Below are 18,940 nucleotides of genomic sequence, written 5' to 3'. Positions count from 1 at the left end.
AAGTTCATCAATAAAAAAATTAGTTAATTTAAAATGATCAGGAAATGAATGCAATTGAGACAACAAAAGAACCAATTGAGTTAGAATGTTACTTCTCTAAGTTTAGAGAAAATACAGTAGGTGTAAATCATACGTATAGATCGGTATATGGTAAACAAAATCTGCTTTACGCAGATTGGGTTGCCAGCGGAAGATTATACAGTCCGATCGAGGATATTATGCTTAATAAAATGGGACCGATGATTGCCAATACGCATTCGCTTTCAAGTCAGACCGGGAAAACGTCTACTTACGCATATCAATATGCCAGAGATAGTATTAAAAAATCGGTTAATGCAAATGAGTGCGATGTCTTAATTACAACAGGAACGGGAATGACTGCTGCTTTATCGAAGCTGCAAAGAATCATGGGACTGCGAACAAGTAATGAAGAAGATAAACCAGTAGTTTTTATTACACATATGGAACATCATTCGAATCAGGTTTCCTGGTACGAAACAAATGCAGAAGTTGTGATTCTTCCTGCAGATGAAAATAATTTGGTCGATCCTAAAATTCTTTCCGAAGAAATTAAAAAATATGCTGGCAGAAGCTTGAAAATTGGTTCTTTTACGGCCTGTTCTAATGTTACTGGAATTATTACGCCTTATCATGAACTGGCTAAAATCATGCATCAAAACGGCGGACTTTGCTTTGTAGATTTTGCAGCTTCGGCACCTTATGTTAAAATCAACATGCATCCAAAAGATCCAGAGCAGCAGTTAGATGCTGTTTTCTTTTCGCCTCATAAATTTCTTGGCGGACCCGGAACATGCGGTATTTTGGTTTTTAATGAGAAATTATACAAATCAGATTTTCCGGATAATCCAGGCGGAGGAAATGTAAAATGGACCAATCCGCTGGGTAAATATTGTTATAGCGAGGTCATAGAAGTTAGAGAAGATGGCGGGACGCCAGGCTTTCTACAAGTAATAAGAACTGCCTTAGCTTTAGAATTAAAAGATAAAATGGGAGTTTCAAACATTAAAAACAGAGAAAAAGAACTGCTTGATCTTTGTTTTTCAAGACTTCAAAAAATAAAAGGTTTGTCCATTCTAGGAGACCTTAAAACAGAACGAATCGGCTGTGTTTCTTTTGTAATCGAAGATATTCACTACAACTTAATCGTAAGACTTTTAAATGACCGTTTCGGAATTCAGGTTCGAGGCGGATGGTCTTGCGCGAGTACGTATGCGCATTATCTTTTCAATATAGATGAAAATAAATCGGCAGAACTTACAAATGAATTATTAGAACGAAATCAAACGAATAAACCAGGCTGGGTTCGTTTGTCACTGCATCCAATCATGACAAATGATGAGGTTACATTTATATGCGATGCAATTGAGCAAATCACGCTGCATTATAAAAAATGGCAGCATGATTATGTATACAATTCAGCTTCAAATGAATTTGAAAATCCCGAAATAAAAGAAACAATTACAGAAGAAGTAAATGAATGGTTTAGACTGGATTAAAATCTTATAAAGTAACTTAACAGGTTATAAAAAACTGTTAGGTTACTTTATTTTCTCTTTAAAAATATTTAAATCACAGCTGTAAAACATGTTTCAAATAACGTTCGTCAAATTGAATATTGTTGCAAATTATAATTTGCAACCTCTTTCTAAAAAAAACAGTCTTTTAAATTTATAATTTAGAGGTGAAATGATTTACAAATAATTGCTGAGGTATCTTAGGAATTAATTTCTTCGCTTAGAAAGTGTTTAATCGCGTAAATATTTTACCTGCTAAATTCCAAATTATGTCTGTACCTGAAGAGTTATATAATATCAGATTTGCGGAATACTTTGAATCGATCAAAGTACTGTACTTAACCAATGAGAAGTTCAGATCAATTTGCGATGATTACTGCACCAACGTAGTTGATGCTCAAATTTATAAGAAAAAATTCGAGAAAAATTTCCGCCGTAAACTAGAATGTGAAAATTTATCTAAAGAATTAGAAGAAGAAATCTTGTTTTTTGTCGTTAGAAGCACTTAAGGTTTATTCAGAAAAGGTTTCAGTCTATTCCATTTAAACCCAATTTAAATACATCAGATAATGTCACCCTTTTCTGTATGTTTTAGTTTTTAACATAAAAAATGTTTAATATTGCGTTTTTTGATCCTCAACCCTTTTTATTAATGCCTCTCTATAGCGAATATGCTGATGATATTTTATTACGTCTTCTTAAAGAAGATGATCAATCGGCCTATACAGAAATTTTTAAAAGGTATTCTAAACTTCTAATTAATCATGCCTATAAAATTCTTGAAAATCAAGATGAGGCCAATGATGTTGTCCAAGAGGTCTTTCTCTCGATCTGGAACAAACGTAACGAATTAACAGTAACCGGATCTCTTTCTTCTTATTTATACAAAGCGGTAAAAAATAGAGTACTCAATTATATCGCTCATGAAAAAGTGGTTTCACGCTACGCTGATTCCATTTCCAATTTCGTAGAAAACGACTATGTCTTCGCTGATTCTAAACTTAGGGAAGAAGAATTAGAATCGATTATTGCAAAAGAAATTGCTTTACTGCCCGAAAAAATGCGCGAAGTTTTTCTTTTAAGAAAAGTAGAAGAACTTTCGTATGATGAAATTGCACTTCAATTGAATATTACAGACAAAACAGCCAAACAGCAGGTATATAATTCCGTTAAAATATTACGCGAAAAACTCAAGAATTTTATGGGTGTTTTTGTGTGGTAACAAAGAATTGTGTTTTTGTTAATTTCTGTGATAAAATCTAGCTATATCGTTGTAATCCGTAAAGAAGAGTTAATACTATTCCGGCTTTATTAATGATATAATAATAATTTTTTAATTTTTTTTTGTCATTGTCTATGACAAAGGTCATTTCTAACTGTCTTACTTAAAACAGGACAAAACTTCGTGTTGTAATTATGAATGAAACTGAAATCTTAGCATTGCTGAAAAAATATCAGAAAGGTACTTTATCGAATGAAGAAAGCGACAAGCTTGATGCATGGTATCTGAATAAAGCTTCTCGCAGCAATTTACAGCTCAGCGAATACGAACTGGAAGACAGTTATAATTATTTACAATCGAATCTGCCGTTAGAGAAAGATAAAAAAGTCATTTCTCTTTGGCCGCGCATTGCTGTGGCTGCATCAATAGCAGTACTACTAGGTTCTGGAATATTTTATTTCACCAAACCCAAACAACAAAATATTGAGGTTGCAGCAAAACCGCAAGAAATTGCTCCCGGCGGTACAAGAGGTATTTTGACCCTTTCTAACGGAAAACAAATTGTTCTTTCGGCTATTTCTGGAAAAGATACCATTGCCAAAGAAGGAGACGATCAAGAAGTGACCATTAAAATGGGGGCAAATGGTGTTATTACATACGTGATCAATCCAAATGCTGATAATTCAAAAAACGATCCAGATTCTTTTAATACACTTTCGACACCAACAGGCGGTCAATACAATATTGTTTTGGCAGATGGAACCAAAGTTTATCTTAATACAGTTTCCTCAATTAAATATCCAACGCAGTTTAACGGCGATCAAAGAATTGTAGAATTAGAAGGAGAGGCTTATTTTGAAGTTGCCAAAAATAAAAACAAACCTTTTATTGTAAAATCGGGCAGTCAATCTATTGAAGTGCTGGGAACTCATTTTAACGTACATGCTTATACCAACGAATCGGTTGTAAAAACTACATTGTTAGAGGGGAGCGTTGCGGTTTCTTATAAAAATCAAAAATCAATTTTAAAACCAGGACAGCAGTCTAGTATATCTGACAACTTTAGTAAAATTAAAATTAAAGAAGTGGATACCGAAGCCGCAGTCGCTTGGAAAAACGGCCGTTTTAAATTTGATAACGCCGACTTAAAAACGGTCATGAAACAATTGGAACGCTGGTACGGAATTAAAGTAGAATACCGCGGCGATGTTTCGGATGTGAGATTTAACGGAGGAACGTTTATGAATAAAAATTTGTCTGAAGTATTAAAGGTACTTGAGCTTAGTAATATAAAATTTAAGGTTGAAGGAAAAACAATTATTGTATATCCCTAGATCGAAATTTACCGTATATATTGGTCTATAAACTAAAAAACCAGAGGCAGTTGCGATGCTTCTGGTTGTTATAAAGGTTTATAGCCAGTATAAGTTGTACACCTATTGTTTAACTATAACCAATGTAAATGTATGAAATTAAATTTACAACCAAAAAAACCTTACAAAAATTCTGAAAAAAAGATCCCCAGATTTAATTTTTCTATTTGTTTAAAGATCTTCGGTGCACTTGTTATACTGCTTTGCAGTTATTCGGGACAGGCACAGAATATCAGCATTAATTTCAAAGACGCATCACTTGAAACGGTTTTGAAAGAAGTTGCCAAACAAAGTAACTACGAAGTATTTTATACTCAGAAACTGCTTAAAGATGCAAGTCCAGTTACTATTAATGTAAAGAATTCGAGTTTAAAAGAAACATTGAACCGGATTTTTAATTCCCAAAATTTAAAATATTCCATTACCAATCAAACTATTGTGGTAACTGCGGGAAAAGAAAAAACCGAAAATTTGGGAAACGGACTAATCGACGTCCGAGGAAAAGTATTAAATAATAAAAACGAGCCTTTTCCTGGAGTCATTGTTACCCTTGTAGGAACCAACAGAAATAGTATAACCGATTTTGACGGAAGTTTTACTTTTGATAATGTTCCAGAAAATGGTATTCTAGAATGTTCTGGATTGACTATTGAGAAAAAATCTTTTGGTATCACAGGCAGAACCCAGTTGACTCTAGTTGTGGAGGACAAAGTGGCTGCAATGAAAGAAGTTGTGGTAACGGGATATCAAACCATAGCAAGAAGCAACTTTACTGGAGCAATTGCCAAAGTTGATGAGAAAACATTAAATGAAAACATCAATGCTGATTTATCAAGCGCGCTTGAAGGCCGTGTTGCAGGTTTGATGTTTCAGAAAAATCCAAGCGGCGCAGCTGCCGATAAACCTATTTTAAGAGGTATCGGTACTTTCTCTAGTGACCAAGTTGGTTATAGTCCGCTTTTAGTAATTGATGGTTTACCAACAGAATTGACTCTAAACGATATTAATCCTTATGATATAGAAAGTGTAGACGTTCTTAAAGATGCGGCTGCAGCTTCTATCTATGGTTCGAGAGCGGCAAATGGTATCATTGTATTAACGACCAAAAAAGGAAATGGAAAATTAAAAGTAAGTATCAATTCTGATTTCTTTATTGCGGAAAAACCGAACATGAGAGATATGAATTACGCTTCTACAGGCGATATAATCGATCTTGAACAGGCTGTTTACAATAGAGAAAGAGCAAGATTTGCCAACACATCGACCATGTTTAGCAATTATGGAGATATTGGGAACAGCAGTATGAAATACTACAGTCCGCTTTACCAGCTTAACAGGAATTTGGAAGAAGGAAAAATTAGTAATGCTGATTATGACAGTACGCTTTCGCAATGGAGAAAAAACGACTACATAAAAGATTATCACGATAATGTATGGCAGAATGAATTCAGACAGCGTTACAATGTAGCCTTTTCTGGTAGTACAAGTAAACAGAATACTTACGTGTCGTTAAATTATGACGAATCAAAAAATCGCGTGAAATTCAACCAAAGCAGAGCATTTAATCTATATGCAAAAAGCAGTTTTCAGATCAACAACTGGCTGAATGCAACATTTGGAGTTAACGGAACTTACAGCAATGATGACGTAACCGATGGTGATTATAACGATTACCTGACTATTCAAAAAAGATACGAGCGCATTACAGATGATAACGGGAATCTGGTTATAGCACCTTTTGTCGGAATTAGAGATGGTTTTACTTCGAGCGGTGTTATTAATCCGGCTGTTGCCGAAAAATTAGCAGGTTTAAGTGGGTTTAAACCAATGTCTTTTAATGTTTTAAACTCGCTTCAGGAAGGAATCGAAAAACAAAATTCACTAAGTTTAAGAGCATTTGCCAACATAAAAGCCAAAATTTGGAGAGGTCTAAGTTATAATACGCAGTTTCAATATGAGGTAAGAAGAAACGATAATGAGCAGTATTATGACATTAACTCTTATAAAATGCGCTATGCAATTAATACCCTGACAGGATATAATGCAGCTACAAATGTGTATACACCAGTAGAAGGTTTTTCTACAGGAGGACGTTTCGAACAATCCAGTAGTCAGGCTACTAATTACTCTTTTAGAAATCAGTTAGATTATGCTGAGGAATTTGGGGAAGGCAAACATTCTATTAATGCTTTGGCTGGTTTTGAAATGCGCGAAACATTTCTTCCAAGAACTGTTGAGTCGCTGCGTTATGGTTACGACCCTGTAACACTTACTTCGGCTGTAATGAATAATCTTGCATTAAGTCAAACAGGAGTTTCAAGTTATATATTCGGAAATAATAGAACTTTAGGGGCTTTAGCCAGAACACAAAAAGAAATATTACACCGTTATTTTTCAGTTTTTAGTACTGCGAGTTATACTTATTTATCAAAATATAACGTGACAGGAAGTTACCGTGTAGATAGAGCCGATTTATTTGGAGTAGATCCAAAATATAAAAATCGTCCTTTATGGTCTGCAGGTTTAGGGTGGAATGTAAGCAATGAAGAATTCATGAAACCTGTCAAATGGGTAAGCATGTTGAAATTGAGAACGACATATGGTATTAACGGAAATATAGACCAAAGTACAACTCCATACATTACCGCTACAAGAAGAAACGATAACTTATACCAATCTTTACAGTATACCAATATTACAGCGCAGCCAAATCCGATGTTGAGATGGGAGAAAACGCAAAGCACAAACGTTGGTCTGGATTATAGTTTGTTTAGAGCAAAATTAAATGGTAGTATCGATTTATATCGTAAATATAGCAGCGACTTATTAGCTACAACAGATTTAGATCCTACAGTGGGGGCTTTGACAAGAAGAATTAACGCTGGAGCCTTATTAAATAAAGGGGTAGAATTTACAGTTGGATCTGAATGGTACAACAACGGTAGTTTTCGTGTAGCTTCTAATATTGTATTTGCTTACAACAAAACAACTGTTAGAAAAGTGACACGAGCACAGTCATCAGCTGCTGTATATATTTCTTCACCTATCGATTTCTTTCAAGAAAATGAATTGTACAATAGTTTATATGCATACCAATATGGCGGAACAACTAATGGATACCCTTATGTTTTAGATGAAAATGGAAATCCGTCTATCACTTTTGATGCAAATGGCAATCCAATTTCTACCAGTATAAAAACGGTTACAAATCCGGATGCATTAGTAAACATGGGAACTTTAATACCAACTTATACAGGTTCGTTGTCACAACGATTTTCTTATAAGCAGTTTGATTTAAACTTCTTGTTTGTTTTCTCTGGAGGAAACGTAATGCGTAAAGAAGTTCTGGCTATGGATACTGATGTGGTAAACCTATCAGGGATTGCTGATCGTTATACAGATGCCAATCCAAATGGGAATACTCGTTTATACGTAGACTTAGACGAAAGTGTTAGAAATTACGCATCTACAATCAGCAGCCAATGGAGAAATTCAAGTGCAAATGTTGTAGATGGAGATTATATCAAACTGAGAAACATCTCATTAGGATATAATCTGCCAAAAACCTTTGCGACTAAAATGAATATTTCATCGGCTAAATTTACTTTCCAAATGAACAATATTTGGTATTGGAGTGCAGCCGGAAATCGTATTGATCCAGAAGTTTATAGCGCAAATTCAGCTACACGTAATCTGCCATCGCCAAAAACATATTTACTTGGCTTTAACCTTACACTTTAAAAAAATGAAACAGATATATATAACACTGCTGTCGTTCATGATGCTGACAATATCATCATGCGAAGATTATACAGATATTACACCGAAAGGAGCTTTAGTTATTGAAACACCTGAACAATTTCTGGAATTAGTTTCACTGCCAGGAAGAGGTTATCCAATCAATAACTTTCAATATTTATCAGATGACCAATGGATGCGTGAAGCAAACGTAATAGGAAGAACTCCAAACGTTGATATCATCAATTTTACTTTTGATGAAAGTGTGGATAGGGTTTCATTACTTGGAACTTCAAGTTTTTATAATCAGGCATACACTTACATTAACAGATGGAATACCATTATTTCATTAGTAGATGAAAGTAAAGGCGATGAAAACACAAAACGTCTGGCAAAAGCAGAAGCCAAAATTTATAGAGCTTACGATCACTTTTTATTGGTGAATACCTATGCAAAAGGTTACGATCCGCAGACGGCTGCTACAGACGGAGGAATCTGCATTATGGATAAATTTGATTTAGAAGCACAGCCTTCAAAATCTACCGTAGCCCAGGTTTACGATTTTATTCAGAAAGATATTGAAGACGCGCTGCCGTTTCTACAAGAAAAACCTATGGATGTTTATCATCCGTCATTAGCATTTGCTTATGCATTTAAAGCTAAAGTTCATTTATTTAAACGCGAAATTGCCAAAGCGAAAGAAGCAGCAGAAAAATCATTGAGCTACAACAATCAGATATTTGATATGGTAGCTTATAACACGCAGGGCGGACCAACTGCGCTTGCTGTTCCTGCAGCAAATAATGTTGAAGTGCTGAGTTATATGTATATGACGGGTTATAACGAAATGAATTTTGGACAGCTTTATATTATCAGTCCAGAGTTACGAACGTTGTTTGGTACTAATGACGCACGTTTCAATTTGTTTTTCAATTCTACAAGTACAACCAACTTAGATCAAGGCTCAAACACAGCATATTGGGGAACTCAATACACAAGGTTCTTTTATCCTACAGTTGGAATGAAAACAACCGAAGTATATTTAATTCTGGCCGAATGTTATGCAAGAGAAAACCAATTTAATGAAGCAGTTTCGGTCTTAAATACTTTACGAGCAAAACGTATCTTATCTGGTACTGTAAATTTAGCTGTTCCGGCAACAAGAAAAGAAACAATGGAACTGGTTATTAACGAACGCAGAAAGGAATTGCTTTTAGGTTTTAATCGTTTTTTCGATTTAAAAAGATTGAATACGGAAACAGAATATGCAAAAACAATTACAAGAGTTTTTCCAATTGTAAACAAAACCGTTCCTCAAAAAACGTATACGTTACAGCCAAATTCTCGATTATACATTATACCATTTCCTTTATCTGTGCTGCAAAAGAATCCTAAACTTACTTTAAACACAGACGAAAAGGTTCCATTTTAATTCCAATGAAGAAATTATTTATTTTAATAATCATGCTGGTTTTTGCCAACCAGCATGGTTTTGCACAAACACCCGTTGAAAAAAAAGCGGATAGTGCCAGTGCACCGCAAAAAGGTTTACAAGCCTACGAAAAGATCATTAAAGAAAGTTCTAAAAACAAAGTCGGACTTTTTACGGTTAGTCAGGTAGATACTAAATATTATTTTCAAATTCCAGACAGCTTGTTCAACAGGTATATGCTGGTGGTAACGAGATATCTTTCTACTCCTGAGGGAATTGGGATTTTTGGCGGAGAAAAAGCCAATGAACAGACTATTTACTTTGAAAAAGGAGCAAATAACACTGTCTTTTTAAGATCGTTACAATACAGACAAGATGTAAAAAATGCCGACTCGATGCTGGCAAAAGCACTTGCTGGCAGTAACGAAAATCCAATTGTGGCTGCGTTTCCTGTCAAAACTACTAATCCCACTACGGGAGATGTTGTTATTGAAGTAACAGATGCTTTCAAGAAAGATAACGCTATGTTCTCTTTGGAAAGTAAAGAGAAAACAGAAAAAAAATTAACCTCTCTTGCAGATGATAAATCTTTTATCGAATCTATCGATACATATCCTATTAATATTGAGGTAAAAACAACAAAAACATATACCAATTCGACAGCAAGCAGCGGCAGTGTAACACTTCGCTTAAACACATCGATTGTACTGCTTCCAAAAACTCCAATGCGCAAACGTTTTGCCGATGAAAGAGTAGGTTTTTTTGCTAATAAATATGTTCTGTTTGATGACGATGAACAGCGTGCTCAAACAAAATATATTATCCAGCGTTACCGCCTCGAACCAAAAGACAAAGACATTAAGAAATACTTAAGCGGTCAATTGGTAGAACCTAAAAAACAAATTGTGTACTACATTGATCCGGCAACACCAAAAAAATGGAGACCTTACCTAATTGCAGGAATCAACGACTGGCAGAAAGCTTTTGAAGCGGCTGGTTTTAAAAATGCAATTGTAGGTAAAGAATGGCCGGAAGATGATAAAACAATGAGTTTAGAAGATGCAAGATATTCTGTAGTAAGATATTATGCATCACAAACTCCAAATGCTTACGGGCCACGAGTAAGTGATCCAAGAAGCGGCGAAATCATCGAAAGTCATGTGGGATGGTATCATAATGTGATGAAATTAGTGCAGAAATGGTACATGATCCAAGCTGGAGCTTTAGACCCAAGAGCAAGAAAAATGCATTTGGATGATGAATTAATGGGACAGTTAATTCGTTTTGTTTCTTCTCACGAGATCGGACATACTATTGGTTTACGTCACAATATGGGAGCGAGCAGTGCTACTCCGGTAGAAAAACTTAGAGATAAAAAATGGGTAGAAGCAAATGGGCATACAGTTTCTATAATGGATTATGCTCGTTTTAATTATGTGGCACAGCCAGAAGATAATATTAGTCCAAAAGGAATATACCCTCGAATTGGAAGTTATGATAAATGGGCTGTTCAATGGGGGTATGGTTATTATCCAAATGCGAAAGACGAGTTTGAAGAAGAAAAATTACTGGCCAAATTAACAACAGACAGCTTAACAGCTAATCCGAAATTATGGTTTGGAGGAGAAGGAAAAGACGAAGACCCGCGCAGTCAAAAAGAAGATATTGGAGATGATGCAGTAAAGGCAAGCGATTACGGAATTAAGAATTTAAAACGTGTAGTGCCCAATCTTATCACGTGGACTTATCAGCCAAATGATGCTTATGATAATTTAGCAGATATGCATAAAGCAGTCGTATCGCAGTATAATTTGTATTTGTACCACGTACTGAAAAATATCGGAAGCAATTATGTTACCAAAAGAACAGTTGACGAAAAAGGTGCTGTTTACAGACCGGTTCCTAAAGCAAAAGTAAAAGCGGCAATAGATTATTTAGGAAGACAATTGTTTGTTTCGCCGCTTTGGATGTATCCGCAGGAAATCGACGATCTTATTGCCTTGAAAAGAGAAGAGCAGATTTCTGACCAGCAGAATCAAGTTTTAAATATGCTCCTTAGCTCAGGAATGCTTTATAATATTAACCTAAAATCAATGCAGTTTGAAGGAGCTTATACAGTTCCAGAGTTTTTAAACGATATACAGCAAACCGTTTGGGTAAAATTTAGCGGCGACGAAAAACAAGATTTTTACAGAAGAGGATTTCAGCGCGGTTATATCGAAAAATTAGGCTTGCTTTTATTGCCAAAAGAACTAGAGCCGGGAAGAGCTTCTAATGCAGCACAGCGCAGCGATGTAAAACTTTATGGAAAACAACATCTGCTAAAATTAAAAACAGATATCGAAAAAATGAGAGATTCTGCAGCCGGAATCAACAAAGATCACTTTGAAAGCATTCTGATAGACATCGATAAAATTATTACAAAATTAGACAAACCTACATCATGAGAAATTTATTCATTATAACCTTTGTTTTCTTTAGCTTTTTAGCGCAGGCGCAATTAACTTCTAAAGAAGAAGTAACACCAGAATTAGCGTCAAAACGCGAAGCGCAGAAAAAGGAAATCACAAGTAATTATCTGGCTTTAAAAAACAACCTATTAATTTCAGATAGTCTGGCTGTAGTTAAAAACGCCGTGGCATTACAAGCTTCATTAAAGAACTTTAAGTTTAAAAAACTGACTCTTCAAAAAATGAATGAAGCGACAGCAGCAAGAAAAGAAATTATAGAGCTTGCAGCTGCAATTGAAGCAACCAAAAACATCAACAAGCAGCGCAAAGTTTTTCAATCACTTTCTGTTAAATTTTGGGATCTTGCTCCTAAATTCAAAGCAGAAGATACCGCATTATTTTTGCAGGTTTGTCCAATGACAAGTGCAGAATGGGTAAGTGACAGTAAAGAAATCAAAAATCCATACTATCCAAAAAATATGCTGACCTGTGGTGAGGTGAAAGCAAGTTTATAATTTTTTTTAATTGAATTAGTTTTGATAAGTGCAGTTTCCTGAAAAGGAGCTGCATTTGTTTTTTTAAATAAAGAAGAATATCCGTTATTGTTGATTTGTTAATGGGATTGTTGGGGTGATAGTAATCTAATTGCAAATAACTTTATTATTTACTAAAATTAGACCTTTTATACTTATTGTACTTTCATCAGAACTTGAACTTAAAAAGATATATCCTTCCTTATCCAAAAGTAGTAAAGCATCTAGTACCCTCGCTTGTTTTTTCCTTTGATCAGCTATACTGTTTTGCAGGAGTGTGTAAGTATTAAAAACCGGAGTTAAGAGACTTGTTAGTTCTTCTAAAGTACAGCTCATGCCGTATCTGTCGGCAAGTATCTGCAGAATTTTTACAAGAAAGGTTGGTAATGTTTCCATGACAACAGCTTTTTCTTGTATATACGAAAATTGAGTGGGAATAGATTTCATTCAAGACAAATTCCTGCCTCAGCGAATACCAATAGAAATGAAGGGAAATATCGGTTGTTATTGGTATTTTGAAGGTATTTTTGGTATAATGCAGTTTGGATAACTTTTGAATCCCGATCGCTCGGATATTTGTAACGATTACTCGAAAATTCTTTCCGTTTGCGTTTCTATAGTTAAATACTGGATTTTTTTTAATATGTTGAGCTAGACTTTGCGAGCACGTATTGCAAATCCAATTTTTACAAAAATCCGGCAAACTAAATGTTTGCAGGATTTCTTTTGTCTTAAAAGTAATAATTCTTTGGTTTCGAACTAATTTAACTGCTCAATGTAATTATTGTCATGGAGTATAATTTTATCCCCTAAAAGATCTTTTAGTAAAGCGAGGCAAGGTACATCGGAATCAAACTGTAAACCTTGAGCGAAGTTAAATGCTCTTATAGGTTTGTCTTTACCATTTGAAGTAATTCCATGTGCGATTTCAAAGTTTTCCACATGAACATATCGTCTAGCCATTCCGTCCATAATTTGATTTGCGGAAACGATCTTGTTCCAGATAGAACTATTTAAAGTCCAGGCACTATTAATTGAATTATTTTTGTTTAATCGTGTATCTGAATCATGTATTACACAGTGGTTTATATGGAATGCCGTAAAAATCTCTTGGAAAAATGGTATGTTGTTTTTTGAACCTGAGTTTAGAACGTAAACTTCGTAGTCGTTATAGAAGCGTTTAATTAAATCCCTGAAAACTATAGCTTCAGTATCTCCTTCAACAATAATTACCATTTTCGCATAAAATGATTCACATACATGGGGATTGAATCTATTTATCATTTGAATACGTTGCTTCCGATCTGAATCACTTCTAAAAACTTCATCTCCCACTTGGTAAGTAAATGTTGTTTCGTCCTCTTTTTTAATTACTCTTACTAATGAGGAGTGTGGTTTAGAAATGTCAATCATAAGAGGTGAGTGAGTCGCGCATATAACTTGAAATGGAGAGTTGTCAGCTAGATCATATAGACTTGTTCTCAATTTAAAAGTAATTTCAGGATGTAAGAATAATTCAGGCTCTTCATATAAGATAATATATTCTTTCTTTTTTCCTTCACGAGATCTTTTTAGGAAAGTTAAAAAATTATATAATGCCTGACGAATTACACCGTGTCCGTATTGTGTAAAAACCTCATTTCTATCAATTCCATCTTTACTAATTGTAACACTGTGATTTTTTTTAAATGAATCTTCCAGTTTTATATTATCATCATCTTTAGGTGAAAGTTTTAAAGTGAGATCTGAAAATACCTTTTTAAAATATTCATTTATTTCCTCGTTGTATTTAGTAACAATTTCTGAATCTGCTATTTTTTGTTGCAACCTTTTAACGCCAGTGACCAGCTCATTTAAGTCTTCGCCATAGTCGTCTTTTAATTTTTTCAGAATTTCATCTTGAATTAATTTATTAACTTTTTCTTCAAGACTGTTTTCAGTTTCCATTGCACTTATTAAAATAGGTGTTGGAGAATGTTTTTGGAATAGTGAAGGCATTCCGCCAAAACCGTTTAGCACCCATTCGTCAGTTTCAGGAGAAAATGTGAATTTATCTGCAGTATTAGTTTCTGTCCAGATTTTTTTTATTCGAATAAAATTATTTTCATCAACCCATTTTTTAATCCAGTCTGGATCTGTGCCTTTGCCTTTAGAAGCAGCTGCTAATTCGTCATCATCATCGTCATATTCATCTTTTAGAAAGACACCTTCTATCTCAATAGGTATATTGATGTCATAATTGTAGAAATCTGAGGTATTTGCTTTTTGAGCAGAGTTAATAAAAAATTCATATGCACGTAGAAAAGAAGATTTACCAACATTATTTAGTCCTATAAGAAAAATAATGTTTGAGGATGAGAAGTCAATGATGTTATTTTCTCCTTTTAGTCCTCGAAAATTTTTAATGATAAGTTTTTGTAGTTTCATAAATAGTTAGGTTTTAATTTCTAAAAATATAACTTTATAACTATTTAGTTTAGAGCAAAACTACTTGATTTGGTTGATTTGTAATTATTATGTGGCAAATTAAATTTATTAACACTTAAAATATTTAAGTAACATTGTTAATTGAAAAAAAGCCTGTAAATACTAACTTTACAGGCTTTTTGTAGATATTATAAAATCAGACTTTGAGCTGTCTGGAGAACTTTATTAAGTGCAAAATGCTTTATGTCTTTATTAAACTTTATTTTTTTGCAACAATTTTTACTTCTACCATTTGTCCCGGTAAAGCAAGTTCAGTTACTCCAACAATGCTGCTGGCAACTCTCTGTGGATCTGGATAAAAGTCTTTCCCTATTTTTTTTCTTGCCTGAAATGCAGCTGCCATGTCAGTTACATAGATAACTTCTTCTACAATGTCATCCTCATTCATGCCAAAATTATTCAACAAAGTTCTAATGTTGTCATAAGTTTTCTCGAACTGATTTTCCATTCCCTCAGCAAGATTTCCTTCAGTATCGTGACCCAATTGTCCAGAAATCCAAAGAGTGTCTCCATTCTTTACTGCTTGAGCATAACCATATTCTTTTTCCCATGGCATACTTAATGTTCCCAATTCTTTTTTCACGTTTAGCATAATTAAGGTTTTTAAAATTTTATTTCCTTATGCCAATTATTACACCAATGCTGCAAGTGGTTTAATTTCAGTGAAAAAACTAAATAAAGAGAAAATAAATTTTTCGATATTTCGTAATATTATTAAGTGGATTATAGATAATCTACACCCTTAAAAAGAAACCAAATTTTAAGTCTGATTTTAGTTTCGTTATTTAATAAGGATTTAAAATAAAAAAAGCCTGTAAACAATAAGTTTACAGGCTTTTTTGTGGAGTCGCCGAGAATCGAACTCGGGTCCAAACAAGCAACTAAAGAGCTTTCTACACGCTTATTTCCTGATTAGATTTTCGATGTTAAGCTAGGCCAGAAACAGCCACCGAACACTTATCTTCTTAATTTTCGAAACCCACCCGAAGCTCATGGATTTCTAGGTTTATTTTTACGGTTCTCCTTGACGGAACGCCACAAACCAAGGCTTTCCAGGAGAATCCAGCTTCTCTACCTTGTAGAGACGTGGCGCAATCTTACTATGATTCGGATTATGCAGCTAAAGCGTAATTATTTTCGCCGTGTAAAAGTTCGAGATCTTATATTTACGAGCAAGGTCTCAATGCTCGACGTGCTTACTGTTCAATTCGACTTGCTGTCAAAACCAGTCGACCCCAAAAATAGGATTGCAAATTTATGCTATTTGAAATTACTTTATGCTAAAATTTTCAGAAAAATTAGAAAGTCAAAAGTCATAAAGTCGAAAGTTGTAAAGTCGAAAACTGTAACTTTTTAAAAGTCAAATATTTGAGGGCTGTTATGTCTTTTTGCTTTAAGACTTTCGACTTTTGACTTTATGACTATTTTATTCTTCGTCTTTAAAATTAAATGGGTAATCTCCGAAAATTGGCGCTAGTTTTCGAACAGCATAAGTATTTCTTGTCATTTTATTAGAAAGTGCAATTATGGTAACTCCTTCTTTCTTTAAAGTGATATAAGATGAGGTATTACCATGCCACCATCCGTTATGGAAGTAAAAATTCTGCCCAGTTTCCCAGTTAATCATTCGAATTCCAAGACCGTAGTTTTTAGTGCCTTTGCGCTCGTTACTGTAACCAGTGTAAACTTGTTTCAATAATGCAGGTTTTAAAAAATCTGGTGATTGTCTCGCGCGGTCAAATTTTAAAAGGTCTCTTGCCGTTGAGAAAACATTTTTATCTCCATACACATTGTCTAAATAGTCAAAACCAATTTCTACACCATTCCCTTTGTATGATGGAACAATTTTTTTTCTGTCCTTATCATCGTCAAAAACATAGGTGTGAGTCATTCCTAAAGGTTTGAAAATCATCTCAGCCATTGCTTCTTTGAAACTCAAACCAACAACTTTCTCGATAATAAGTGCCAGCATAGCATAATTGGTGTTGCAATAACTAAAACGAGTTCCAGTTCTAGATTCCAAACCAATATTTTTAGTGGCCAAAATATCCAGGATATCTTTGTTAGTTAATTGGTTATGTCTGTCCCAAACCGATTTGTCACGGTCTGTAAAATAAGCATAATTACGCATTCCTGTACGGTGGCTCAAAAGCATTCTGATCGTACAGTCTTCGTATGGAAATGTTTTTAAAATCGTATTTACCTTTTGGTCTAAGTCAATTTTGCCTGCATTTACCAATTTTAAAATCGCCGTTGCTGTTAAAACTTTACTTACTGAGGCAATCTGTACAGGTGTATCTGGAGTTATTTTAGTACCTTCATTTTTATTGGCAAATCCGTTGTATTTTTCAAAAATAATCTGTCCGTTTTTAGCGACTAAAAAACTTCCGTTCATCGAATTATTCGGCCAGTTTTTATTATAGAAATGGTTAATTCTGCCAGTAACCGAATTTTTATAAGCCTGTGAAATTTTCTTTTCAGGACCTAACGGTTTCATTTTAGGTAATGTATCTTCGACTGCAGGGGTATTAGCGGTTTGTTTATTTTTGTCTTTGCCACATGAACTCAAAACTAGGATTGAGAAAAGTATTTGTGGTATCTTTGTTTTTTTAAGGAAAATCATTTGCATCGTTCTTTAAAAACAAATATATCGAATTCAATTTTGTTGTTTTCTCAGTTTAGACGGTTTAAATTACTTTTTTTAACATAATTTTAAGAATTGTAAATTTTACTTGTTTGTTTTTCAGCTTGTAACGTTTTTGAAGCATTCTAAATAGTATTTTGGAAAGAAAAATTTAACTAAATTTGTTATATTTGAAACAAATACAATGTAAAAAGTTATATTATTGAATATTAAAATCATTTTTAAATGAAGTTTGGAATCATAAAAGAAAGAAAAAATCCGCCAGATAGAAGAGTTGTATTTTCTCCAAATGAACTTACAAAATTAAAGCAGTTATATCACGAAGCTGTTGTAAAGGTCGAAAGTTCAGATATTAGAATATTTTCGGATGACGATTACAAAAACATGGGAATAACGGTTTCTGATGATGTTTCGGATTGTGATGTTTTATTTGGGGTGAAGGAAGTTCCAGTTGAGGACTTGATTCCAAACAAGGCTTATTTCTTTTTTTCTCATACAATTAAAAAACAGCCTCATAATAGAAAACTACTTCAGGCGATTTTAGAAAAAAATATTGATTTGTATGATCACGAAACTATTGTTGATGAAAATGACCGCCGCTTAATTGGTTTTGGAAAATATGCTGGAATGGTTGGCGTTTACAACGGAATTCGTGCATTCGGAATTAAATTTGAATTGTTCAAACTGCCTAAAGCTGAAACACTTTCTGGAAAAGAAGCGATGATCATGCATTTGAAACGTATTACAATGCCTGCTTTAAAATTTGTGATTACGGGAACTGGAAAGGTTGGGAGCGGAGCAAAAGAAATTTTGGACGCGATAAAAGTAAAAGAAATTACAGTTGACAATTATTTGACGAAAAAATATGCTCAGGCTGTTTATGTACAGCTTGATGTTTTAGAATATAATAAAAGAAAAGACGGACAGGTTTTGGATTTTACAGATTTTGTAAATCATCCAGAAGAATACGAATCTGATTTTGAAAGATTTACTAAAGTTTCTGATATCTATTTTTCTGGTCATTTTTATGCAAGCAATGCACCAATGATTTTAACTAAGGAAATGCTGAATGCCAGCGATTGTAAGTTAAAAGTTGTAGCAGATATTTCCTGCGATGTAAATGGCCCGATTGCCTGTACAGTTCGTTCTTCGACAATTGCAGAACCTTTGTACGGATATTTTCCTTTAGAAGATAAAGAAGTCGATTTCTTCCATCCAGCAGCAGTTGCAGTGATGGCAGTCGATAATCTTCCATGTGAAATTCCGAAAGATGCGAGCGAAGGTTTTGGCGAACAATTTATGGAACACGTAATTCCAGCCTTCTTCAACGGCGATAAAGAGGGAATCCTAAAGCGTGCACAAATCACAGAAAACGGTAAATTGACGGCGAGATTTAGTTATCTGCAAGATTATGTCGACGGGAAATAAGAGTTTTTGTTTCAGGTTTCAAGTGTCACGTTATTAAAAAAGGGAGAAAATTTTAATTTTCTCCCTTTTTTAATAATAAGTCATTTCTATTCATCCAT

13 protein-coding genes and 1 other RNA gene are annotated in these 18,940 nt (G+C 34.2%); 9 read left to right on the top strand and 5 right to left on the bottom strand.

Annotation, left to right across the window (positions count from 1 at the left end; genetic code table 11):
- Positions 1-44 precede the first annotated feature (44 nt).
- The 8 genes from HYN86_RS19765 to HYN86_RS19730 all read left to right on the top strand — a co-directional run bounded on the left by HYN86_RS19765 (position 45) and on the right by HYN86_RS19730 (position 12,265).
- The gene (locus HYN86_RS19765) at positions 45-1,517 is read left to right on the top strand and encodes an aminotransferase class V-fold PLP-dependent enzyme (protein WP_113679605.1); all 1,473 of its coding nucleotides are present in this window, start codon (positions 45-47) and stop codon (positions 1,515-1,517) included.
- Positions 1,518-1,804: 287 nt separating this feature from the next.
- The gene (locus HYN86_RS19760) at positions 1,805-2,044 is read left to right on the top strand and encodes a hypothetical protein (RefSeq protein WP_113679604.1); all 240 of its coding nucleotides are present in this window, start codon (positions 1,805-1,807) and stop codon (positions 2,042-2,044) included.
- Positions 2,045-2,187: 143 nt separating this feature from the next.
- Positions 2,188-2,757: an RNA polymerase sigma factor gene (locus HYN86_RS19755; protein ID WP_113680012.1), complete on the top strand. Its 570-nt coding sequence runs from the start codon at positions 2,188-2,190 to the stop codon at positions 2,755-2,757.
- Positions 2,758-2,951: 194 nt separating this feature from the next.
- Positions 2,952-4,091 carry a FecR family protein gene (locus HYN86_RS19750; protein WP_113679603.1) on the top strand — a complete coding sequence of 380 codons (1,140 nt, stop codon included), beginning with the start codon at positions 2,952-2,954 and terminating at the stop codon, positions 4,089-4,091.
- A gap of 132 nt (positions 4,092-4,223) precedes the next feature.
- Positions 4,224-7,871, top strand: coding sequence for a SusC/RagA family TonB-linked outer membrane protein (locus HYN86_RS19745; protein WP_113679602.1), 3,648 nt, complete (start codon positions 4,224-4,226; stop codon positions 7,869-7,871).
- 4 nt (positions 7,872-7,875) lie between these two features.
- Positions 7,876-9,300 carry a RagB/SusD family nutrient uptake outer membrane protein gene (locus HYN86_RS19740; RefSeq protein WP_113679601.1) on the top strand — a complete coding sequence of 475 codons (1,425 nt, stop codon included), beginning with the start codon at positions 7,876-7,878 and terminating at the stop codon, positions 9,298-9,300.
- Positions 9,301-9,305: 5 nt separating this feature from the next.
- Positions 9,306-11,747 (top strand): zinc-dependent metalloprotease, encoded by a 2,442-nt coding sequence (locus HYN86_RS19735; RefSeq protein WP_113679600.1) that lies wholly within the window; start codon positions 9,306-9,308, stop codon positions 11,745-11,747.
- Positions 11,744-12,265, top strand: coding sequence for a DUF3347 domain-containing protein (locus HYN86_RS19730; protein WP_113679599.1), 522 nt, complete (start codon positions 11,744-11,746; stop codon positions 12,263-12,265). The genes HYN86_RS19735 and HYN86_RS19730 overlap by 4 nt, the downstream gene beginning before the upstream one ends.
- A 126-nt stretch (positions 12,266-12,391) precedes the next feature.
- Here the strand turns inward: HYN86_RS19730 and HYN86_RS19725 are convergent, their stop codons facing one another.
- The 5 genes from HYN86_RS19725 to HYN86_RS19705 all read right to left on the bottom strand — a co-directional run bounded on the left by HYN86_RS19725 (position 12,392) and on the right by HYN86_RS19705 (position 17,399).
- Positions 12,392-12,679 (bottom strand): hypothetical protein, encoded by a 288-nt coding sequence (locus HYN86_RS19725; RefSeq protein WP_162789410.1) that lies wholly within the window; start codon positions 12,677-12,679, stop codon positions 12,392-12,394.
- Between the two features lie 363 nt (positions 12,680-13,042).
- On the bottom strand, positions 13,043-14,710 hold the full coding sequence (locus tag HYN86_RS19720; protein WP_113679597.1) for an ATP-dependent nuclease: 1,668 nt from the start codon (positions 14,708-14,710) through the stop codon (positions 13,043-13,045).
- A 259-nt stretch (positions 14,711-14,969) separates the two neighbouring features.
- Entirely contained in the window at positions 14,970-15,362 is a 393-nt protein-coding gene (locus tag HYN86_RS19715; protein ID WP_113679596.1) for a Rid family hydrolase, read from the bottom strand.
- Positions 15,363-15,609: 247 nt separating this feature from the next.
- Positions 15,610-16,007, bottom strand: a transfer-messenger RNA (tmRNA) gene (gene ssrA / locus HYN86_RS19710).
- A gap of 189 nt (positions 16,008-16,196) precedes the next feature.
- On the bottom strand, positions 16,197-17,399 hold the full coding sequence (locus tag HYN86_RS19705; protein WP_113679595.1) for a serine hydrolase domain-containing protein: 1,203 nt from the start codon (positions 17,397-17,399) through the stop codon (positions 16,197-16,199).
- Positions 17,400-17,639: 240 nt separating this feature from the next.
- Here HYN86_RS19705 and HYN86_RS19700 point away from each other — a divergent pair, with 240 nt between their 5' ends.
- Positions 17,640-18,842, top strand: a complete 1,203-nt coding sequence (locus HYN86_RS19700; protein ID WP_113679594.1) for an NAD(P)-dependent oxidoreductase — start codon at positions 17,640-17,642, stop codon at positions 18,840-18,842.
- The last annotated feature ends 98 nt before the right edge of the window (positions 18,843-18,940 follow it).

The sequence above is a fragment of the Flavobacterium fluviale genome (genome assembly GCF_003312915.1).
Classification (GTDB): domain Bacteria; phylum Bacteroidota; class Bacteroidia; order Flavobacteriales; family Flavobacteriaceae; genus Flavobacterium; species Flavobacterium fluviale.
The sequence above is the reverse complement of the archived record's forward strand: the minus strand, read 5'-3'. Positions and strand labels throughout refer to the sequence as shown.